Raw genomic sequence first — 20,139 nt, forward strand, 5'->3', positions numbered from 1 at the left:
TTCATTCCTTGTGTGTGGCGTGTTTTACGTTGTTATCGGGTACTTTTGTTGTCGACCATCACGGCAAGCAAGATCACGCTGGCCTTGGCGATCATCTGGTAATAGGAGCTGACATCGAGCAGGTTGAGGGCGTTGTTCAGGAAGCCGATGATCAGCGCACCAATCAGGGTGCCCATGATGCGGCCCTTGCCGCCCATCAGGCTGGTACCACCCAGCACTACGGCGGCGATGGCGTCCAGCTCGTAACCCATGCCGGCGGTCGGCTGGGCAGAGGAGAGACGGGAGGTGACGATAAGACCTGCCAGTGCCGAGAGCGCGCCGCACAGACCATACACCGCCAGCTTCACCCGATCCACATTGATACCGGAGAGGCGGGTAGCAGACTCGTTGCCGCCCAGCGCGTAGATGTAGCGACCCAGACGGGTGTGGTTGAGCATGAACCAGGCGAGCAGGAAGACGATGGCCATTAGCCAGATGGGCACCGGCAGACCGAACAGGTAACCGGTACCAAGCCAGGCAAAGTGATCGGCGCCGTCACTGAAACCGGTGGAGATGGGGCGCCCCTCGGTATAGACCATGGTGATGCCGCGCAGGGCGGTCATGGTGACCAGAGTGGCGATAAATGCCTGAACCTTGCCCTTCGCAATGATGAGACCGCTGACGCCGCCCAGCAGGGCACCGGCCCCCAGAGTGAGGGGCACCACCAGCCAGATCGGTAGCTCCATGGCGACCATAGTCGCCGCCAGCGCACCGCACAGGGCCAGTACCGAGCCGACCGACAGATCGATACCGGCGGTAAGGATAACCAGCGTCATACCGACCGCCATGATGGCGTTGACCGAGGTCTGGCGCAGGATGTTGAGCAGGTTGTCGGCGGTGAAGAAGTTGGGGCTCAGAAAGGAGACCACACCAATCAGGACCAGCAGCGCGACCAGGGATTTATTCTCGATCCACCACGCCTTGCTCATGACGCCACGGCGGGAAAGGGTTTGGGTTGTCATTGGGATGCCTCTTGCTCTGCTTGCCACTGTTTACCGACTGCCGCCGCCATCAGCTTCTCCTGATTGGCATCGCGGGTGTTGAACTCTGCGCTGATGCGCCCTTCGTGCATCACCATGATGCGATCACTCATGCCGAGCACTTCCGGCATCTCGGAGGAGACCAGAATGATGCTCATCCCCTCCTTCTTGAACTGGTTGATCAGCTGATAAATTTCCTTTTTCGCCCCCACGTCGACGCCGCGGGTCGGCTCGTCGAGGATCAGCACCTTGGGCCTTGTCAGCAGCCCTTTGGCGATGGCCACCTTCTGCTGGTTGCCTCCAGAGAGCAGCTTTATCAGCTGATCCTGACTCGGGGTCTTGATGTTGAAGAGGCGCACATAGTCGCTCACCGCCTGCCGTTCGGCCTTGCCATCGATCTTGCCGTTGCTGATGAACTCATCGAGGGCGCACAGACTCATGTTTTCGCGCACCGACAGCTCCAGCACCAGCCCATCCCCCTTGCGATCCTCGGAGATATAGGCGATGCCTGCGGCCAACCCATCCGCCGGGCTTTTGGGCACCAGAGCATGGCCGTCAACTTGCACTTCACCGGCGCTGATGGGGCTGGCGCCATAGATAAGCTTCATCAGCTCGGTACGGCCGGATCCCATCAGGCCGCTAAAGCCAAGAATTTCCCCCTGACGCAGGGAGAAACTCACCCCGCGCACGCCGGGACCGGCCAGATCCTTCACCTGCAGGCTGACGGGGCCGAGCTCGCGTTCAAGGCGCGGATACTGCTCTTCCAGTCGGCGACCCACCATCATCTCGATGATCTTGTCTTCATCCAGATCGCTCACTGCCTTCTCGCCAATCCACTTGCCATCGCGCAGCACAGTGACCCGATCGCAGATCTCGAAGATCTCCTTGAGGCGGTGGGAGATATAGACGATGCCGCAACCCTGCTCACGCAGCTCGCGGATAACCTTGAACAGCTGCTCGGTCTCGGTATCGGTCAGCGCATCGGTCGGTTCATCCATGATGATGACGCTGGCATCGAACGACAGCGCCTTGGCGATCTCCACCATCTGCTGTTCGCCGATGGAGAGATCCCCGAGCCGGGTATCCGGCCCGTGTTTGACGCCAAGTCGTGCCAGCAGGCCGCTTGCCCGCTCGCGCAGTTGTTTGTGGTCGATGCTGCCAAAACGGGTACGGGGTTCGCGCCCGAGGAAAATGTTGGCGGCAATCGACAACTCCGGCAGCAGGTTCAGCTCCTGATGGATGATGCTGATCCCCTGATCCTGAGAGTCGCGGGGGCCCTTGAAGTGAACCGGTTGACCGCGGTAGCTGACGCTGCCCGCATCGGCCTGATAGATGCCGGTCAGCACCTTCATCAGGGTGGATTTGCCGGCGCCATTTTCACCGAGCAGGGCCATCACCTGGCCCGGATAGACCCGCAGACCCGCTTCGTCGAGGGCGCGTACACCGGGGAAGGTCTTGACGATCCCGGTCAGCTCCAGAATGGGTGAGAGGGGGGAGGTTGTGCTCATTTGCAGCTTCCTTGAAGAGGCCTTCTTTGAAGAACGTCAGAACGCCACACCGGCGCAGAGGATCAGGTTGGCGTAGGGAGTCACCTCGCCGCTGCGCACGATCGCCTTGCTCTGGCGGGAGCGGGTTTTGAACTCCTCATGCAGACAGTATTCGATGGCGATGGGCTTGCCCTGGGCGGCTGCGTGAGCCTCAAGCTGATCGACCAGCGCCTGATGGGCGGCGGGGCTGATCTGCTTGATCTCGCTTGCCATGATCACCTTCTCCACCACCAGATCGGTGAGCAGCGCGGTCAGTACGGTTGCAAGGCTGGGCGTCCCCGCCATCAGCGCCAGATCGATCCGCTCCGGCCCTGCCGGAATGGGCAAGCCTGCATCGCAGACGGTGATCTCGTCGGTGTGGCCCATCTGTGCCACCAGAGCACTCAGGGGAGCATTGAGCAGTACGCCTCGTTTCATACAGCACCTCATCAGGCCTTGGCCCGTCAATCTGTGAACCGCTAGGCAACCGGTTACGCAACCGGTTGCGTCATGGCGCAAAGATAGGCCTTTTACTAAGGAAGGGCCACGGCAAAACCACGGAAATGTGAAAACGATCTCAAAGGCGGGAGAAGAAGTGCAGGGGAGGAGGCAGGAAGGGTGTCAGCAGAGCCCTGACACCCTTGTTATTCATCGAGCTATTGATTTTATGGTTAGTTGGCCAGAGCTTTGGCGACCGCCGGACGGCTCAGCATGCGCTGATAATGACCGGCAACCTTGGGGAATTCACTGATCTCGACCCCATCGCTTTTCAGCCAGCCTGCGACCACGAACAGATAGATATCCGCCACGCTGAACTGCTCGCCCAGCACCCAGGGGCCTGCCAGATAGTGCTGCTCAATCTGGGCAAAGCCATCGCGCATATTGCTGGCGACTTTCTGCTGCATGGCGGCAATGGCCTGCTCGTCATCGGCCCAGCGGCTGCCACGGCGACCGTGGGCATGGGAGACATGCACAGTGGAGGCGAGGAAGCTGTTGACCTCCTGCATGCGGGCCAGCAGGAACGGGTTGTCCAGCGGCGCCAGTTTGGCATCGGGGAAGCGCTGTGCCACATAGAGCAGCAGTGCTGGGGTCTCGGTTAGGGTGCCCTGCTCGGTGACAAGGGCAGGCACCCGCCCTTTGGGGTTGATGGCAAGATATGCGGGGTCACGCTGCTCCCCTGCGGCGAGGTTGACGAGACGGGGTTGGAACGGGGCATTTGCTTCCAGCAGGGCAATCTGCACGGCCATGGCACAGGTGCCGGGAGCGAAATAGAGGGTCAGATCGGACATGAATACTCCTGATTGGCTCAGGCCACCCGCAATATCGGCGAAAGATTGCTTCGCGTAGCACCACGGGCAGTCATGAAAAAAGAGAGGGGGCAACGTTTGCCCCCACAGCCAATCTACACCCCTAAAGGATGATAAAAAAGCGCAGAATTAATCGGCTTTGGCAGCCTTGTTGGTTAAAGGCTGGGGGATAGTTGTTACCTTGATTGATGTTATCCTAACGTTGTAATATGTCCGTTGTTCGCTTTTTTATTTTTGAACATCCAAAATTACTTTTTCATAGGCTTTAGGTATAAGAGCGCCATTCGTTAATGTGAGCATTATCTTGCTTACAATTGAGTATTTTAACTCACCATCCTTACCTTTTTTACAATGGGCCCTCAAACCTGGGTATTTATTCTTAACGATTGTTTCTAAATCATGCCCATTCATCGTCAAGTATTCAGTGTCAGTGAACAGTATTTTTCCTGATACATATGACAGCTGAGAATCCTTTTTATTTTCTCTTTCTAAAACGCTATAGATAAAACGATCAACCAATTCCTGAAGAATTTCATCATTATTTAGGCAATCTTGCCAATTAATGTTCCGACCACAAAAGTCAACCATCTTGTACAAGTCTGGATTGCATGTGTTTAATAGAAAAACTATACATATTGGGTCTAAAGTTATATTCTCGATAGAGTATGCATAATTTTGTGCTAGTACAGCTACACGGTGTGATGGACGATTTTTCAAGTCCCAGTCTATTATCCCTCTAACAGTTTCGTGCTCGTTTTGTTCCAACGATTCAACTTGACCAACAACTTGGGCACAGTTACCTATACCATTTATTGCCTCAATAAATTCTTTCAGAATTACACTGTCATTTATATTAAGTATTTTTCTTGCTTTCTCAATTATTTGTTGTTCTGGCATTTTAGGTCCAGAGCTTACGAAATTGAGAGATATTTTTGAATCGACTAATTCAGAATTGTGTACGAGCTTTGAAAAAATAGCTTGGTATACATCTGCATCATATTGACTTTCAACATAGACTTGTCTGCGATTTTCTGGATTTATTGAAATTTGAGTAATGCCATCCAGAAGTTCAGCTATACCTTCATCCTTAGTAATGGAGATAACGTTATTACTACAAACCATGAAGGTACTATTTTCTGGGGAAAGAGCGACGGTTGTTGGAGAATGGGTGGTAATTATGATTTTGACAGAAAAATTTTCAGAAAATACTTTTAATACATTGTACATTTTAACAACCATTTTCGGGTGTAAAAATGCATCAGGTTCATCTAACAACAATAATTTAGGAGCTGTAATTGCAGAAGGATCATAATATTGGCTATTAAATAGTGTTAGTGCCAACCATAGAAGGGTTTTTTCGCCAGATGACAAAACATCGGTTGTTACATTTTGACCAGTATCGTTTTGAATTAGAGTCGCATTATATGTATAGCTATGAGACTTTTCATCTGGAATGGAGAAATAAAATTTCCCATCAAATGTTGAGTTAATTATATCGTTTATTACAATCCAAGGTTCATTGCCAAATTTTTGAACAAACTGCTCATCTGTTAAGTAGGCGACTTCTTCTCGTTCTTGTTGCGCAAGATAACGATAGTATTTATTTAAACGCTTCCGTTGTATGTAATGATTACAGATTAAAGATAGGTTTTGGAATCCAAGTATGCTGTGGAGATGATCCTCAAAGTAAATTTTAATTTCATCATGTGTTAGTTCGCTGGCTTTCTTACCTAATTGACGCGAAATTGAATTGCAGAGTTTATAAAGCGATTCGTAAGGTATGCCTCCTTCCTGCATTCTGCTATAGCTTCTCACACTATCTTGAGAAAAAGGATTGTCTAATTGATCCTTGATGCGATCATACATTTGGAGAGTTGATGTTATTTTTGTTTGAAATTGAGAATCACTATATGCTCCGCCAAAATTCGGGGTTAAATTGGCTTGTCCTACTAGTATTATGTCTTGAGGGGATAGTTTTTCTCCATTGATTTCTGTAAGTGACATGTTCTTTTGAATGCTTTCCAAAAAGCGTGTTTTACCACATCCGTTCTTACCTGTTAGAACAACAATATCACTATGAAAAGCAACGGGTTCTGAAAGAATAAACCCATTGTGTTCATTTTGACCGACTAGATTAAGTGGCACAACAATCTCCTTGGAAAATTAACAGTGACTAGATGGATGGCGGTATAAATTTGATAATAGATTCTTCCGTATAACGCCGTTTTCTACGTGTAACCGCTATGTGAAAATCATTTCTAAATCATGGTATTACCATTCTATTCCCACTGTCGAGGCGAATTTTATGTATAAGCCATCAGGCCAGCTTGATGTGCGTTTAGTACAAGGTGCGCTATATGTCCGATCTGTGTACAGTCGTGATGCCGCTCGCAGACCCGAAAGACGAAAAAGGGGGCAATTGCCCCCTTTATCCATTAAGCCCATAAGGGCCGATTAACCGCAGACTTAGCCCGCCTTGGCCACCATGGCTTTCAGCTGCAGGAAGTACTGCTCGTAGAGGCGGGAGGCATCACCCACATCGGACTGGAACTCTCCCTTGCGCTTGATCTCGTCGCTCGGGAAGACCATGGGGTTGTTGCGAAACGCCGGGGTGAGCAGGGGAATGGCATCCTTGACCGGGGTGGGGTAGCCAATCGCCTCGGCCACCTTGGCGGCCACATCGGGGCGCATCAGGAAGTTGATCAGGGCGTGGGCCTCTTTGACATGCTTGGCCTTGGCCGGGATGGCGAGGTTGTCCATCCAGAGTACCGCTCCCTCTTCGGGATAGGTCATCTGGATGGAGGGATATTCGCGCTGGGCGCCGTAGGCCGAGCCGTTCCACAGCATACCGATATTGACCTCGCCAGCGATAAAGGGGTCGGCCGGGTTGTCGGAGTTGAACGCCTTGACGTTGGGCATCAGCTTTTTCAGGTATTCGAAGGCTTCGGCAATTTGCGCCTTGTCCTGGGTGTTGGGGCTATAGCCCAGCTGCACCAGCGCGATATGGAACACCTCGCGGGCATCGTCCATCAGCAGCAGGCTCTCTTTCCACTCCGGTGCCCAGAGCTGCTTCCAGCTGGTAACCGGCTGTTCGATGATGTCAGTGTTGGTGCCGATCCCGGTTGCGCCCCAGATATAGGGGATGGAGTAGCGGTTGTCCGGGTCGTACTCGTGGTTGAGCAGGGTGGTGTCGAGGTGCTTGAAGTTGGGCAGCTGGGCGCGATCCAGCGGCTGCAGCATCCCCTCTTTGGCCATTTTCGAGATGAAGTAGGTGCTGGGCACGACCACGTCATAGCCGTCGCCATGGGTTTTCAGTTTGGCGTAGAGGGTCTCGTTGGATTCGTAGGTGGAGTAGATCACCTTGATGCCGGTCTCTTGCTGGAACTGCTCCAGCAGGCCGTCCGGCACATATTCCGACCAGTTGTAGAAGTAGACCACCTTGTCGTCGGCTGCGTGAGCGCTCTGGCTCAGCAGCGGGGTGGTGAGGGTGAGGGCGGCTGCCAGCAGGGCGCCGGCCTTGTGTTGGATTGTCATCAACAACTCCTTGGGGTTATGGGGCCTTGCGGCCCACCGTGACAGAGTTCGCCAAAGATGGCGGGGACGAAACGGGCAGGGTCAACCCTGCCGTTTGCGCAGTAACAGTTGTGCCAGCAGCACCATCCCGAGGGAGGCGACCAGCATCAGGGTGGCCAGGGCGTTGACCTCGGGGGAGACGCCCACCTTGACCATGGAGTAGATCTTGAGCGGCAGGATCTCGTAGGCCGGGCCGGTAACAAAGGAGCTCACCACCACGTCGTCCAGCGACAGGGTAAAGGAGAGCAGCCAGCCCGCCATCACAGCCGGCAGGGCCAGCGGCAGTATGATGCGGCGCAGGATGATCCACTCGCCAGCTCCCAGATCCCGCGCCGCCTCCAGCATCCGCACATCAAAACCGCACAGCCGCGAGTAGACGGTGATCACCACGAACGGCAGGCAGAAGGTGATGTGGGCGATCAGTAGCGACCAGAAGCCCAGCGCAATGCCGGTCACTACAAACAGGGTCAGCAGCGAAATGGCCATCACGATATCGGGGGACATCATCACCACGAACAGCATGCCGCTCACGTACTGTTTGCCGCGAAAGCGGTAGCGAAACAGCGCCACGGCGGTGAGGGTGCCGATCAGGGTGGCGGCGGTGGCGGTGAGGGCGGCGATGGTCAGGGAGTGCTGGGCCGCCTGCATCAGGCTGGCGCTGGCAAACAGCTTCTCATACCAGCCCAGAGTAAAGCCGCGCCAGTCGATACCATATTTCGACAGGTTGAAGGAGTTGGCGATCAGCACCCCGATGGGCACATAGAGATAGCCAAACACCAGCAGCAGGAACAGAGCTTTCAGTGCGCGCATCATGCCAGCTCCCCCTTCTTGCTCAATAGCTTGCCTGCCCGCCAGTAGCAGTAGACCAACAGCGCCATCAGCACCGTCAGCATCACGCTGATGGCAGCACCAAAGGGCCAGTCACGGCTGTTGAGGAACTGGGTCTTGATCAGGTTGCCAATCAGCAGGTGCTTGGCGCCTCCCAGCAAGTCGGAGACGTAGAACATCCCCATGGCGGGCAGGAACACCAGTAGACAACCGGCGATGATGCCGGGCAGGGTGAGGGGCAAGATGATCCGCACCAGCCGCTGCCAGCCGTTGGCGCCAAGATCTCGCGCCGCCTCCAGCAAACGGCCATCCAGCTTCTCGATGCTGGAGTAGAGCGGCAGCACCATAAAGGGGAGCAGCACATAGACCAGCCCGATGATGACGGCAACCTCGGTATACATCATCTGCAGCGGCCGCTCGATAAGCCCCAGATCCAGCAGCCAGCCATTGATCAGCCCCCGGGTGCCGAGCAGCACTTTAAGCGCATAGGTGCGGATCAGGGAGTTGGTCCAGAACGGCACCACCACCAGAAACAGCAGCAGCGGGCGGATACGCGCTGGCAGATGGGCCAGCAGCCAGGCAAAGGGGTAACCCACCAGCAAGCAGATGCTTGTAGCGAGCAGCGCCAGCCAGAGGGAGTGGAGCAGCACCTCGAAATAGAGGGGGTCCAGCAAGCGGCCATAGTTGCTCAGGGTAAAGAGCGGTGCGATAAGCTCGGACTCGTCACGGGTGAGGAAGCTGACGCCGATGATCATCAGGTTGGGCAGGAAGACAAACAGCGTCAGCCAGCCCAGGATCAGCGCGATGGCCCCGTTACGAAAGCCATTGTGGGCAAAGCTGTGCGGTACCCGCAGATTAGTGAGGCTCATAGGGCAGCACCACCTCCCAGCTGTCGACCCAGTGGATCGCCACCTCCTGACCCAGACGGTAGTCAAAGTCGGGGTCATCCTCGTCGAAGAACTCGGAGATAAGCAGCTGTTTGCCACTTTCGAGCTCGATCACCGAATCCAGCGTCGCCCCCTTGTAGTTGCGCTCGCGGATATTGCCCCGCAGCGCGCCACTCTGATCGTCATCCTGATCGAGAATGCGCAGATCTTCCGGGCGAAGCAGCACCAGCACCTTGTCGTCTGGCTGGAACGGCAAGGCAGTATGGAGCAGGCATTCGCGCCCCTCCACCTCGGCCTGCCAGATACCGGGCTCGCGCTGGCTGATCAGCTTGCCATCCATCACGTTGATCTCGCCGATAAAGCGGGCCACGAACAGATTGGCTGGCGATTCGTAGATATCGCGCGGGGTGCCGCGCTGGATGATCTTGCCGCCCTCCATCACCAGGATGCGATCAGACATGGTGAGCGCCTCTTCCTGATCATGGGTAACGAAGACAAAGGTGATGCCAAGGCGACGTTGCAGCGCCTTGAGCTCGCTCTGCATCTGCTTGCGCAGCTTGTAGTCGAGCGCCGAGAGGGATTCGTCGAGTAGCAGCAGGCGGGGCTTGTTGACCACGGCACGGGCGATGGCGACCCGTTGCTGCTGGCCGCCGGAGAGCTGATCCGGGCGGCGGTTGGCCAGCTCGGTGAGCTGCACCATGGCGAGGGTCTCCTCGACCCGCTGGCGGATCTCGCTGGCCGGTACTTTCTGCATCTCGAGGCCAAAGGCGACGTTTTCAAACACCGTCATATGGGGGAAGAGCGCATAGCTCTGGAACACGGTGTTGATGTGCCTGTGTTCGGCGGGGATATGGGTGATCTCGTCACCGGCCAGATGGATGGTGCCACCGTCGACCGATTCTAGCCCGGCCAGCAGGCGCAGCAGGGTCGTCTTGCCACAGCCGGAAGGGCCCAGCAGGGTAAGAAATTCACCGTCATAGATTTCAAGGTCAAGGTCACTCAGGATCACCTTGCCATCGTATTTTTTGCTGATCTTGTTCAGCGCGACAATTACCTGTGGATTGTTCATCATCCGCCAGTCTCACCCCAGCCAGTGGCCATCGTGTTGAAAGAGGGCCGCATTCTATGCAGCCGACACATGAAATTAAAGGCTTTTTGGCCCGAATTAGCCGCAAGTGCGCAGGAAAAACGGCTACGAATAGCAGACCAAATCGCTATAATGTGCCACCTGATTTGGTCGTTTTCGATATTGGATAGTCAATTGAGTAATAAAATGCGTATTGGCGGCTCCCTTGAGCAGTCTCTGAACCAGGGCTACCGCCTTGATCTGAAAGGGGTCATCCAGGAGGGATGGCAACAGACCCGCCGTACCGGATTTGGCCTGCTGCTGGCGATTGTCGGGGTGACGGCGATCTGGATCCTGCTCAGCAATGTGCTGCTGTTGCCCTACCTGGGGGATGACAGCCAGATGAATGTGGCCATGGTGCTGAGCTTGCTGATGACGGTGGTGATGGCCCCCATGACCAGCTCCCTCGATATGCTGGGGTTGCAGCAGTCGGTCGGGGTGCGTGCCCGTGCCAACCAGGTGTTCGACTTCTTCCGCCACTTTGTACGCCTCGGCATGTTGAGCCTGCTTGGCAGTCTGCTCACCAGCCTGTTTGGCCCGCTATTCGATCTGCTGGGATTGCCTGCCGTACTCTCATTCATTCCCTCGGCTCTGATCGGCATGGGGCTGCTCTTTACCGTACCTCTGGTGCTGGAGCGTGGCCTGACGCCGCCCCAGGCCATTCTGGTTTCTCTTAAACTCTTTGCGCGCGGCTGGCCCAGCATTGTGCTGTTCCACGGCGTGATGACCGCGCTCTTCTTCCTGGCTCTGATCCCCATGGGGTTGGGGCTTATCTGGGTGGCACCGCTCTATTTCAACTGCAAGGGGATCCTCTATCGGGATCTCTGCGGGGTGGGGGTAGAGGTTAACGAGGTGACAGAAGGCCCCAACCATTTCAATGCATGATGCAAAAGGACGTTGAATGACCCGTCGATATGGAGTGACCAAGGCTGTGCGCCAGAGCCTGCTGGCAACGCTATTGCTGCCAGGGCTGGCGCTGGCTGAGCCGGTGCTGGATCTGCAATACAGCACCTTTTACAGCCAGATGAAGACCTTTGCCAAAGGGGAGTTTGGTCACGCCAGACTGGGGTTTTATCTGACCGATCCGCAAAATGGTCAGCGCTGTGGCCTCACCTTTGCCCGGGTTGCAACCGACAGCAAGGAGGTCGCAGGAGAGGTAACGGTTGATAGCGAACTGCGCCTGCCTTTTGATGAGGATCTCAACCTCGACAAGGGGATCGTGACCGTCGGCCTGAAAGAAGAGCACGCCACATGCGATATGACGGTACAGGTGATGGCCGACGCACCGAACGGGCCCGAGCTGCCGGTGGCCGAGCTGGCGGCCCGTCAGCAGCAGATGCAATCGTTGCTCGACAAGATGGCGGGCATGGTCGGCAAGCACTTCCTGCCGAAGATGGAAGGGGTGCGCATTACCCTGGTGCAGCAGAGCGGCACCGCTTATTTGATTGATGGCGCCCGTCAGGAGGCGCTGCCCTGGGAGGAGGGGCAGTTGCTGCTGAGCAATGAGCAGCTGGCCGCGTTCGCCACCGGGCAACTGAGCTTGCAGGGTGACGTGTTGCGACTGACCCCTTGGCTGCACAAGGGGTGAGGCCGGTGGCAGTGTCACCGCAGTGACAGGCCGATAAAGAAAGCAAAAAAGGAGCGATCATCGCTCCTTTTTTATTGCGTGGCGTTTGCCCTGTGACGGCGGCTTAGCGCACTTCAATCACATCCAGCATGTCCATCTCGTCGATGTCCAGCAGCGGCGCCTTTGGCATCTCGGGCGGATCAAACGCCTTGTCGCCGCCATCGATGATGCCGGAGTCGCGGTTGATGCTCTTGAAGTCAAACAGCTTGTGGTCGAGCAGGTGGCTCGGGATCACGTCCTGAATGGCGGTGAACATGGTCTCGATACGACCGGGGAAGCGGCGATCCCAATCCTGCATCATCTGCTTGATGGCCTGACGCTGCAGGTTCTCCTGCGAGCCGCACAGGTTGCACGGAATGATGGGGAAGGCTTTGACGTCGGCGTAGCGGATCAGATCCTTCTCTTTGCAGTAGGCCAGCGGGCGGATCACCACGTTCTTGCCATCGTCGCTCACCAGCTTGGGCGGCATGGACTTGAGCTTGCCACCGTAGAACATGTTGAGGAACAGGGTCTCGAGGATGTCGTCGCGGTGGTGGCCAAGGGCAATCTTGGTGCAACCCAGCTCCTGGGCGGTGCGGTAGAGAATACCGCGGCGCAGCCGTGAGCACAGGGAGCAGGTGGTTTTGCCTTCCGGTACCTTCTCCTTGACGATGGAGTAGGTATCCTCTTCGACAATCTTGTACTCGATGCCGAGGGAATCCAGATACTCGGGCAGCACATGCTCGGGGAAACCGGGCTGCTTCTGATCCAGGTTGACGGCAACCAGATCGAAATGGATGGGGGCGCTGGCTTTGAGGCTCATCAGTATGTCGAGCATACCGAAGCTGTCCTTGCCGCCGGAGAGGCAGACCATGACCTTGTCGCCCTCTTCAATCATGTTGAAGTCGGCAATGGCCTGACCTACGTTGCGCCGCAGGCGCTTCTGCAGTTTGTTGAAACTGTATTTTTCTTTGGCGTTCAGCTCTTCTAGCATGCTCGTAAAACCCGGGACACAAATAAGCGCGTTATTATAGCCATGTCCCGGGGGAGGGCAAGGTGCCAGGCACCTTATGATTGATTGCGACGACTGTCGACCGGGCAGCTATAGTCCGCCGGTTTGAGGATCAGGATGTCGCAGGAGAGGCGGTCAATCACATGTTCGGCGGTATTGCCGAGCAAAGCTGCAGAAAGCCCGGTACGGCCGACGCAGCCCATGATCATCAGGGTCGCCTTGAGCTCTTCGGCCATATCCGGCAACACCTCTTCCGGTAGTCCTTCAGCTACCCGGGTCCAGAGATGGCCGATCCCGAACTTGTCGGCGTGGCTGAGCAGCAGGCTTTCGTGGTGCTTGCGGATCGCTTCGTTGTAGGCGTTGGGATCAAACTCCGGCAGCTCTATGGCCACGTTGACCGGGGTGCCCGGGTAGGTGTTGACCAGATAGAGGTTGGAGCCCAGCAGCTCGGCGATGTCGCTTCCCTCCTGGGTGATCCGTTCGTTGAGCACTTTCTGATCCGGATCGTCGCTTGAGCAGTTGATGGCGGCGATGATGTTGCCGCCCCGTTGCCAGTGACCCTCCTTGACCAGCAGCACCGGACAGGGGCATTTGCGCAGCAGGTGCCAGTCGGTGGGGGTAAAGATGAAGGTTTGCAGGAAGCTGTGATGGTGAGTGGCTTTGACTACCAGATCGTGGCGCTGCTCCAGCACTTCCTGAATGACACACTCGAAGGGGCGATTGTGCCAGACTACCTTCACTTCGCATTCGATCCCCTGTGCCCGATAGGGGGTCAGGATCTCGTCCAGCCACTCACGTCGCTGTGAAATGACGCCGTCGCGCATCTCTTGCCGCTCGTCCACCGAGAGCATGGCGGTCATTTCATACGAGAAGTCATAGATGGTGAGCAGCAGGGTCAGATGGGCGTTTTCGTCCAGCTCGGCGACTTTGACTGCCCGTTCGAGGGCGATTTGGCGCTCCTCTTCTGGATTGATAACCACCAGAATATTCTGATATTTGACCATCTTCTCCTCCTTGGAAAAGTCCAATGACAGCAGAATCTTAGCCATTACAGCTTAGCGCAGGAGGAGGGTATGGGGAACGTACCGGATCACATTCCAGAGGAAAGGATCCGGCAGGGAAAGCAGGAGAAAAGCGAGAGGGTAAGCGGAAAATCAGCCGCAGGGCGGGCGAGTTGCACCGGCCATCATGCCCAGCGCGACCTGATCCAGCACGGTAATGTATTTGCCTTTGACGCTGATGAGACCGGACTTCTGGAAGCGGCCGAGCAGACGACTGATGGTCTCGACGGTCAGACCCAGATAGTTGCCAATGTCACCACGGGTCATGGAGAGACGGAACTCCTTGGCAGAGAAGCCGCGTTCGGAGAAGCGTACCGACAGATTGTGCAGGAAGGCGGCGAGGCGCTCTTCGGCATTTTTCTTGGAGAGCAGCAGGATCATCTCCTGATCGCCCATGATTTCGCTACTCATCAGACGCATGATCTGCTGGCGCAGTTTGGGCATCTTGCCGGAGAGATCATCCAGCACTTCAAAGGGGATTTCGCACACCATGGCCGTTTCCAGCGCCTGGGCGAAGGAGGGGTGGGCCTGCTTGTTGATGGCATCAAAACCGACCAGATCGCCAGCGAGGTGGAACGCAGTGATCTGCTCATCCCCTTGCTCGGTGATGGTGTAAGACTTGATGGTCCCGGAACGGATGGCATAGAGGGATTTGAACTCATCGCCAGCCTTGAACAGCTCTTCACCCTTCTGGATCGGCTTCTTGCGCTCGATGATGCTGTCCAGCTGATCAAGCTCGTTATCGTTCAGAGTGAAGGGGATACAGAGCTGACTGATGCTGCAATCCTGGCAATGAATTGCACAGCCACCGCTCTGGATACGTCTGCCAGGTTTCTTTTCCGGGATCATAGGCTCATACGAATAATTGATTTATATCAAACAAGTTTACCATCAACTCATCCGTTTTGGATAGGGTTTCAAAAGGAAGCAATGCCAATCCAGAAGGTATGCACCCCGAACAAAATGAGCAGCAGGGCACCGCCAAGGCGCAAACTGCGCAGGGTGAGCCAGTATCTCAGGCGATCGGCAAGCCCCCCCAAGGCAAACAGGGTGGGCAGGGTGCCGAGACCAAAAAAGAGCATGATGAGCGCCCCGCCGCTGGCCGAACCGGCCGCCGCGCTCCAGGTCAGCATGGAGTAGACCAGCCCGCAGGGGAGCCAGCCCCACACCATACCAAAGGGCAGTGCCTGCACAGGTGAGGTGAAGGGGAGAAATTTGCCCGCCAACGGTTTGATTCGGGGCCAAATTCTGGCGCCGAGCCGTTCCAGCAGCAAGATCCCTTGCCACCAGCCCGCCAGATAGAGACCAAGCGCAATCATCAATAGCGCTGCCACGAGGCGTAATCCGGCGATGGCGTGCTTGCCAGCGCCCAGCTCGCTGGTGGTGGCGAGCAGGCCGCCCACCAGTGCACCTGCAATGACATAGCTCAGGATCCGACCGAGGTTGTAGTTGAGCAGATAGGCAAGCCGCCCCCAGAAGTGCTGCTTGTTGGCGGGGATCGCCATTGATAGCGCGGCGGAGACGCCACCGCACATGCCGATACAGTGGGCGGAGCCTGCCAGTCCGACCAGCAGGGCGCCGGCCAGATCAAGGTTGTGGGTCATGGTCAGCAGGCTTTACGGGTTTGTGGGCAGGTTGCTCTTCGTCAAACAGGATGTTGGAACCCTGCCGGTCGAGATCTTCAAACTGTTCGGAGCGAATGGCCCAGAAGAAGACGACCCCGGCGATGATCACAAACAGGATGGCGATGGGGATCAGGACAAAAATTATATTCATGAGGGGTACCTTGGCGTTCATCCTTGGCAAGCGTCCCCTATGGTAACCCTGTTCGGGCAGGGGGCCAGCCGCTATCGGTGAGAAATGTGGCCTGCATCGGAGGCAGGCCACATTTTCAGCTATTTTCCGCCACCAGCTCGGTTGAGGCGCATAGAATTGGTCACCACGATGAGTGAACTGAGCGACATGCCCGCCGCCGCCAGATAGGGGGGCAGCCAGCCGCAGGCTGCCAGCGGCAGCACCAGCAGGTTGTAACCGATGGACCAGGCGAAGTTCTCGATGATGATCTTGCGGGTACGCATTGCCAGCACTCTTGCCTCGAGCAGGCGGCTCAGGTCATCGGCCAGCAGGATGGCGTCGGCGCTGTTTTTCGCCAGATCGGTGCCACCAGCCATGGCAAACGAGGCGTGAGCGCCTGCCAGTACCGGGGCGTCGTTGATGCCATCGCCCACCATGATGCTGATATCCCCTTGTGCTTCCCGAGCCTTGAGGTAGGCAAGCTTGCCATCGGGCGAGACCCCCTTGACCAGCTCATCCACCCCCAGCTCGCGGGCAATCTCGTCTGCCTGCAAAGAGCTGTCGCCAGTCAGCACGGTAGTTTGCAGACCTGCTGCCTTGAATGCCGCGATCAGCGCCTTGGCATCGGGGCGCAGGGTATCTTCCAGATTGAAGCGGGCCAATACCTGCTGCTCGTTGGCCAGATAGATAGCCAGACCGCGGCCGTGCTCTTGCGCCGGATCCAGCCCAAGCCAGCGGGCACTGCCGATGCGGTAGCGCACGCCATCCACCAGCGCTGTGATGCCGTGACCGATGACCGGGGTGATCTCGCGAACGGATGGCAACACGGCGATGCTGTCGGCGGGCAGTCGGAAGGCGCGGGCAATGGGGTGCTCGGATTGCGCCTCCATGGCCCGGGCGATGGCGAGGCAGTGCGTCTCGTCCATCTCTGCCAAGGTGGTGGTGCCTGTCAGACTGATCTCCCCTGTGGTCAGGGTGCCAGTCTTGTCCATCACGATCCGGTTGGCCTTGGTCAGCACGTCCAGCACATGACCACGGCGCAGCAGAATGCCGTTGCGGGTCAGATTGGCGGTGGCCGAGGTCAGCGCCGTCGGAGTCGCCAGCGACAGGGCACAGGGGCAAGTGGCAACCAGCACGGCGAGGGTGACCCAGAACGCCTGATCCGGTTGATGGAAGTGCCAGAAGGTCCAGATTGCAGCGGCAATGATCAGCAGCACCAGAATAAAGTGGCGCGACAGCTGATCCGCCATCTGGGCGATGGCCGGTTTGTCATCGAGGGCGTGATCCTGCAGCCGCATGATCTGGGCGATCCGCGACTCTTCAATACGGTGGCTGACCCGGATCTGCAGCGGCGCATCCGTGTTGATGGTGCCGGCATAGACCTGATCACCGCGCTGTTTGAGCAGGGGCAGCTGTTCACCGGTCAGCATGGATTCGTTGAGGCTGGCTTGCCCTTCGACAATGATGCCGTCCGCCGGCAAGGTGGCGCCAGCCAGCACCCGTACCCGATCGCCGACCTGCAAGGTCTTGGCCGCTACCTCATGCTCCCCTTCATCATCGATGCGGGTCGCCATGATGGGCACCAGTCTGGCCAGGTTGGAGCTCGATTCCGACGCCTTGCGCCGGGCCCGCAACTCGAGAAAGCGCCCCAGCAGCAGGAAGAAGACGAACATGGTGATGGAGTCGTAATAGACCTCACCGGTATTGAACACGGTGGCCCACATGGAGGCGATAAAAGCCCCGATCAGCGCCAGCGACACCGACACATCCATCGACAGGTGGCCCTGTTTCAGGCTGCGCCAGGCACCCACGTAAAAGGGTTGGGCTGAATAGATCATGATGGGGGTGGAGAGCAACAGGCTTATCCACTTGAAGTAGACCATGAACTCATCTTCAACACTGATGAAGAGGTCCATATAGAGGGCCACGGCGCACATCATCACCTGCATGGAGCCCAGCCCCGCCAGTGCCAGCCGGAACATATAGCTGCGCACCTCCTTGGCGTAGAGCGCTTCCTGTTGATGGGTCTGGAACGGATAGGCGCGATAGCCGATCTGGGCAAATCCCTTGAGAATGTCACTCAGGGAGAGCTGGTCCGGATCCCACTTGATGCGGGCCCGGTGGGTGGTGGTGTTGACGTTGATGTAGCGCAGGCCGCCAAGGGTCATCAGGTGGCGTTCGATAAGCCAGGCACAGGCGGCGCAGGTGAGCCCTTCAATTGTCAGCTGGATTTCGCGAAGGGTACCGCTGTCGGTGACAAACTCCTGTTGCACTTCTGCCAGATCGTAGTGGGTGAGGGCGGCCAGCTCCTCAGGCACCAGATCCCCTTTGGTGCCGGGAGCGGTGCGGTGATCGTAGTAACTGGCGAGGCCGCACTCCATGATGGTTTCTGCCACCGCCTGACAACCGGGGCAGCACATGGGGCGAACAATCCCCTTTATCTCGAGGGAATAGCCACTATTGGCGGCTACCGGCTCGCCACAGTGAAAACAGGGGCTCATGCGTTATGCCTCCCTGAATGCAGAATGCAAGCAGCAGGGGCGGTGGCGAGCACCGGCTCGCCACAGTGAGAACAGCCGGTCATGGCTTAGCGTCCTTTCGGGTCGAGTTCGACAGGGGCCAGGGTGGGAAGCTGGACGGTCTCTTGCAATCGCCACTGGTGATCGAAGGCATCGACCCGAATGTGCCACTTGCCGACCAGCGGCTTGTCGAAATGGAGGCGATAGGTGCCGCTCGCATCGGCGGTGATCATGTGTTCGCTGTCCTGACCGGCCAAGGTCGGGTGGAACAACGAGAGATAGAGAGCTTGCCCGGCAGGAATATCGCCGCTGATGGGTTTGAGGGTCAGCTCGTTGCCGTCAACCTCCAGCCCAAAGCGGATATTGAGGGCTTCGGAGCGGTCAAACTTGCTCAAGTCCTGATTGATTTCTTTCCCTTGTTTGTAATAGTCCTCGGCCACCAGATTGACCCCATCCTTGCTGGCGATGATGGCGGTGGCGATACTGCCGATAACGGCGGCAGTGGGGAGGGCGATGATAAACCAGGGCCAGAATTGGCGATACCACGGTTTGGATAGAGGTTGGGTCATGATTGCTACTGCCATGAAACGAATGATTAACGTGGAAGATGGTTTTTACGCAACACAAGATAACAAAAAGCCTCGAGGAGTCGAGGCTTTTTGCTGTGTAATCACGTGTTTATCACATGTTACAACGTTACGGGCGAACCTTATTTGGCAGACTGTTGATGAGACAGGCTGTAAACGTAGGAGGCCAGCAGGTGAACCTTGTCCTCACCCAGAATGTCTTTCCAGGCTGGCATCACGCCGTGACGACCGTGGGTGATGGTTTGCACCACCACTTCGCGGGAGCCACCGTAGAGCCAGGTGTTGTTGGTCAGATCTGGCGCACCGACGGCAATACCGCCCTTCGCATCGGCCCCGTGGCAGGCAGCGCAGATGGCAAAGCGTGCTTCACCTTTCTTCGCTTCCACCAGGTCGACCTTGCGACCGGAGAGGCTCAGCACATAGGAGGCCACTTCCTGAACGCCATCTTTGCCGAGGATTTCACCCCAGGCAGCCATGATCCCCTGACGACCGCCCATGATGGTGGTCTTTATTTGATCAGGCTGGCCGCCCCATTGCCATTCGCTGTCGGTCAGGTTCGGGAAGCCGCGGCCACCACGGGCATCGGAGCCGTGGCACTGGGAGCAGTTCTGCAGGAACAGACGCTGACCCACTTTCAGGGCTTCCGGATCCTTGGCGATCTCGGTGATGGCACGATAGGTTTTGCCATCCGCTTCGTAGGTGAGTTCACGGAACTTGGCGCCGTAGATCTCGTCAGCCTTGGCGACCTCGCGGTCATACTCCACCGCGCGACCTTCAGCCTTTGCCGATGCGGTTGCAGCCTTGGACTCGGCCAGCGAGCGCACGTCCTGGTTGGAACTTTGCCAGCCCAGCAGGCCTTTGAAGTTGCCAAGCCCCGGGAAGGCGATCAGATAGACCAGACCGGTGACGATGAAGAAGAGGAACATGTAAGTCCACCACTTCGGCAGCGGGTTGTTGATCTCCTCGATGCCATCGAAGGAGTGACCCATCGATTTGCCTTCTTCAACACCCATCTTGTCCTTGCGGCACCACATCAGCAGCAAGAAGCAGCCGAGGATGGTTCCCAGACTGATGACAGTCACAAAAATGCTAAACAGAGTGCTCATTATTGTTTCGCTCCTGCGTTCTTTTTATCAGCACCGGGTTGCTCATCATCGGCAAAAACCAGATTGGCAGCCTCGTCGAAAGAGGTCTTGCGGCGTTTGCTGTAGGCCCAGACGATGATGCCAATCATGATGGCCATCAACAGCAGGGTATACAGACCGCGAAATGTGCCGTAGTCCATTTTCGCCTC

The 20,139-nt window shown here is 56.7% G+C and carries 20 protein-coding genes; 2 read left to right on the top strand and 18 right to left on the bottom strand.

What is annotated here, in order from left to right; all coding sequences use genetic code 11:
- Nucleotides 1–32: 32 nt before the first annotated feature.
- From rbsC to potA, 9 genes are all read right to left on the bottom strand, one after another.
- A complete protein-coding gene (gene rbsC / locus AB5Z02_RS18730; protein WP_236271436.1) occupies nucleotides 33–1,001 on the bottom strand; it encodes a ribose ABC transporter permease in 969 nt (322 codons plus the stop codon).
- On the bottom strand, nucleotides 998–2,527 hold the full coding sequence (gene rbsA / locus AB5Z02_RS18735; RefSeq protein WP_139730691.1) for a ribose ABC transporter ATP-binding protein RbsA: 1,530 nt from the start codon (nucleotides 2,525–2,527) through the stop codon (nucleotides 998–1,000). The genes rbsC and rbsA overlap by 4 nt, the downstream gene beginning before the upstream one ends.
- Before the next feature lie 36 nt (nucleotides 2,528–2,563).
- Nucleotides 2,564–2,983: a D-ribose pyranase gene (gene rbsD, locus AB5Z02_RS18740; RefSeq protein WP_021230086.1), complete on the bottom strand. Its 420-nt coding sequence runs from the start codon at nucleotides 2,981–2,983 to the stop codon at nucleotides 2,564–2,566.
- Nucleotides 2,984–3,216: 233 nt separating this feature from the next.
- Complete coding sequence (locus AB5Z02_RS18745; protein WP_019446367.1) at nucleotides 3,217–3,834, bottom strand: glutathione S-transferase family protein; 618 nt, start codon at nucleotides 3,832–3,834, stop codon at nucleotides 3,217–3,219.
- Between the two features lie 246 nt (nucleotides 3,835–4,080).
- The gene (locus AB5Z02_RS18750) at nucleotides 4,081–5,997 is read right to left on the bottom strand and encodes an AAA family ATPase (RefSeq protein WP_368216661.1); all 1,917 of its coding nucleotides are present in this window, start codon (nucleotides 5,995–5,997) and stop codon (nucleotides 4,081–4,083) included.
- 321 nt (nucleotides 5,998–6,318) lie between these two features.
- Complete coding sequence (locus AB5Z02_RS18755) at nucleotides 6,319–7,386, bottom strand: extracellular solute-binding protein (RefSeq protein ID WP_337072227.1); 1,068 nt, start codon at nucleotides 7,384–7,386, stop codon at nucleotides 6,319–6,321.
- Nucleotides 7,387–7,467: 81 nt separating this feature from the next.
- Complete coding sequence (potC, locus tag AB5Z02_RS18760) at nucleotides 7,468–8,238, bottom strand: spermidine/putrescine ABC transporter permease PotC (RefSeq protein WP_005336644.1); 771 nt, start codon at nucleotides 8,236–8,238, stop codon at nucleotides 7,468–7,470.
- A complete protein-coding gene (gene potB, locus AB5Z02_RS18765) occupies nucleotides 8,235–9,122 on the bottom strand; it encodes a spermidine/putrescine ABC transporter permease PotB (protein ID WP_005351941.1) in 888 nt (295 codons plus the stop codon). The genes potC and potB overlap by 4 nt, the downstream gene beginning before the upstream one ends.
- Entirely contained in the window at nucleotides 9,109–10,212 is a 1,104-nt protein-coding gene (potA, locus tag AB5Z02_RS18770) for a spermidine/putrescine ABC transporter ATP-binding protein PotA (protein WP_042083132.1), read from the bottom strand. The genes potB and potA overlap by 14 nt, the downstream gene beginning before the upstream one ends.
- Nucleotides 10,213–10,413: 201 nt before the next feature.
- Here potA and AB5Z02_RS18775 point away from each other — a divergent pair, with 201 nt between their 5' ends.
- Nucleotides 10,414–11,151, top strand: coding sequence for a hypothetical protein (locus AB5Z02_RS18775; protein WP_005351939.1), 738 nt, complete (start codon nucleotides 10,414–10,416; stop codon nucleotides 11,149–11,151).
- 16 nt (nucleotides 11,152–11,167) lie between these two features.
- Entirely contained in the window at nucleotides 11,168–11,854 is a 687-nt protein-coding gene (locus AB5Z02_RS18780; protein ID WP_368216662.1) for a DUF2987 domain-containing protein, read from the top strand.
- A 103-nt stretch (nucleotides 11,855–11,957) separates the two neighbouring features.
- Here AB5Z02_RS18780 and ttcA read toward each other — a convergent pair whose 3' ends face one another.
- From ttcA to AB5Z02_RS18825, 9 genes are all read right to left on the bottom strand, one after another.
- A complete protein-coding gene (gene ttcA / locus AB5Z02_RS18785) occupies nucleotides 11,958–12,866 on the bottom strand; it encodes a tRNA 2-thiocytidine(32) synthetase TtcA (protein ID WP_005336634.1) in 909 nt (302 codons plus the stop codon).
- Between the two features lie 74 nt (nucleotides 12,867–12,940).
- Nucleotides 12,941–13,888, bottom strand: a complete 948-nt coding sequence (gene uspE / locus AB5Z02_RS18790) for a universal stress protein UspE (protein ID WP_042083128.1) — start codon at nucleotides 13,886–13,888, stop codon at nucleotides 12,941–12,943.
- 150 nt (nucleotides 13,889–14,038) lie between these two features.
- Entirely contained in the window at nucleotides 14,039–14,794 is a 756-nt protein-coding gene (locus AB5Z02_RS18795) for an FNR family transcription factor (protein ID WP_005351934.1), read from the bottom strand.
- A gap of 68 nt (nucleotides 14,795–14,862) precedes the next feature.
- Nucleotides 14,863–15,549 (bottom strand): sulfite exporter TauE/SafE family protein, encoded by a 687-nt coding sequence (locus AB5Z02_RS18800; RefSeq protein ID WP_206876927.1) that lies wholly within the window; start codon nucleotides 15,547–15,549, stop codon nucleotides 14,863–14,865.
- On the bottom strand, nucleotides 15,533–15,721 hold the full coding sequence (gene ccoS / locus AB5Z02_RS18805) for a cbb3-type cytochrome oxidase assembly protein CcoS (protein ID WP_005336630.1): 189 nt from the start codon (nucleotides 15,719–15,721) through the stop codon (nucleotides 15,533–15,535). The genes AB5Z02_RS18800 and ccoS overlap by 17 nt, the downstream gene beginning before the upstream one ends.
- Before the next feature lie 119 nt (nucleotides 15,722–15,840).
- Nucleotides 15,841–18,240, bottom strand: coding sequence for a heavy metal translocating P-type ATPase (locus AB5Z02_RS18810; protein ID WP_368216663.1), 2,400 nt, complete (start codon nucleotides 18,238–18,240; stop codon nucleotides 15,841–15,843).
- Nucleotides 18,241–18,326: 86 nt separating this feature from the next.
- Nucleotides 18,327–18,827: a FixH family protein gene (locus AB5Z02_RS18815; RefSeq protein WP_204379776.1), complete on the bottom strand. Its 501-nt coding sequence runs from the start codon at nucleotides 18,825–18,827 to the stop codon at nucleotides 18,327–18,329.
- A gap of 140 nt (nucleotides 18,828–18,967) precedes the next feature.
- Complete coding sequence (gene ccoP / locus AB5Z02_RS18820; protein WP_107682983.1) at nucleotides 18,968–19,951, bottom strand: cytochrome-c oxidase, cbb3-type subunit III; 984 nt, start codon at nucleotides 19,949–19,951, stop codon at nucleotides 18,968–18,970.
- Nucleotides 19,951–20,130, bottom strand: a complete 180-nt coding sequence (locus AB5Z02_RS18825) for a CcoQ/FixQ family Cbb3-type cytochrome c oxidase assembly chaperone (RefSeq protein WP_005336620.1) — start codon at nucleotides 20,128–20,130, stop codon at nucleotides 19,951–19,953. The genes ccoP and AB5Z02_RS18825 overlap by 1 nt, the downstream gene beginning before the upstream one ends.
- Nucleotides 20,131–20,139: the final 9 nt, after the last annotated feature.

Origin of the sequence: Aeromonas sp. R2-3, assembly GCF_040908375.1 — a bacterium.
Taxonomy (GTDB): Bacteria; Pseudomonadota; Gammaproteobacteria; order Enterobacterales; family Aeromonadaceae; genus Aeromonas; species Aeromonas veronii.

Excerpts from the sequence above, each read along its gene's own strand:
- rbsC (WP_236271436.1), bottom strand. The coding sequence starts at position 1,001 with ATGACAACCCAAACCCTTTCCCGCCGTGGCGTCATGAGCAAGGCGTGG.
- rbsA (WP_139730691.1), bottom strand. The coding sequence starts at position 2,527 with ATGAGCACAACCTCCCCCCTCTCACCCATTCTGGAGCTGACCGGGATC.
- rbsD (WP_021230086.1), bottom strand. The coding sequence starts at position 2,983 with ATGAAACGAGGCGTACTGCTCAATGCTCCCCTGAGTGCTCTGGTGGCA.
- AB5Z02_RS18745 (WP_019446367.1), bottom strand. The coding sequence starts at position 3,834 with ATGTCCGATCTGACCCTCTATTTCGCTCCCGGCACCTGTGCCATGGCC.
- AB5Z02_RS18755 (WP_337072227.1), bottom strand. The coding sequence starts at position 7,386 with ATGACAATCCAACACAAGGCCGGCGCCCTGCTGGCAGCCGCCCTCACC.
- potC (WP_005336644.1), bottom strand. The coding sequence starts at position 8,238 with ATGATGCGCGCACTGAAAGCTCTGTTCCTGCTGCTGGTGTTTGGCTAT.
- potB (WP_005351941.1), bottom strand. The coding sequence starts at position 9,122 with ATGAGCCTCACTAATCTGCGGGTACCGCACAGCTTTGCCCACAATGGC.
- potA (WP_042083132.1), bottom strand. The coding sequence starts at position 10,212 with ATGATGAACAATCCACAGGTAATTGTCGCGCTGAACAAGATCAGCAAA.
- AB5Z02_RS18775 (WP_005351939.1), top strand. The coding sequence starts at position 10,414 with ATGCGTATTGGCGGCTCCCTTGAGCAGTCTCTGAACCAGGGCTACCGC.
- AB5Z02_RS18780 (WP_368216662.1), top strand. The coding sequence starts at position 11,168 with ATGACCCGTCGATATGGAGTGACCAAGGCTGTGCGCCAGAGCCTGCTG.
- ttcA (WP_005336634.1), bottom strand. The coding sequence starts at position 12,866 with ATGCTAGAAGAGCTGAACGCCAAAGAAAAATACAGTTTCAACAAACTG.
- uspE (WP_042083128.1), bottom strand. The coding sequence starts at position 13,888 with ATGGTCAAATATCAGAATATTCTGGTGGTTATCAATCCAGAAGAGGAG.
- AB5Z02_RS18795 (WP_005351934.1), bottom strand. The coding sequence starts at position 14,794 with ATGATCCCGGAAAAGAAACCTGGCAGACGTATCCAGAGCGGTGGCTGT.
- AB5Z02_RS18800 (WP_206876927.1), bottom strand. The coding sequence starts at position 15,549 with ATGACCCACAACCTTGATCTGGCCGGCGCCCTGCTGGTCGGACTGGCA.
- ccoS (WP_005336630.1), bottom strand. The coding sequence starts at position 15,721 with ATGAATATAATTTTTGTCCTGATCCCCATCGCCATCCTGTTTGTGATC.
- AB5Z02_RS18810 (WP_368216663.1), bottom strand. The coding sequence starts at position 18,240 with ATGAGCCCCTGTTTTCACTGTGGCGAGCCGGTAGCCGCCAATAGTGGC.
- AB5Z02_RS18815 (WP_204379776.1), bottom strand. The coding sequence starts at position 18,827 with ATGACCCAACCTCTATCCAAACCGTGGTATCGCCAATTCTGGCCCTGG.
- ccoP (WP_107682983.1), bottom strand. The coding sequence starts at position 19,951 with ATGAGCACTCTGTTTAGCATTTTTGTGACTGTCATCAGTCTGGGAACC.
- AB5Z02_RS18825 (WP_005336620.1), bottom strand. The coding sequence starts at position 20,130 with ATGGACTACGGCACATTTCGCGGTCTGTATACCCTGCTGTTGATGGCC.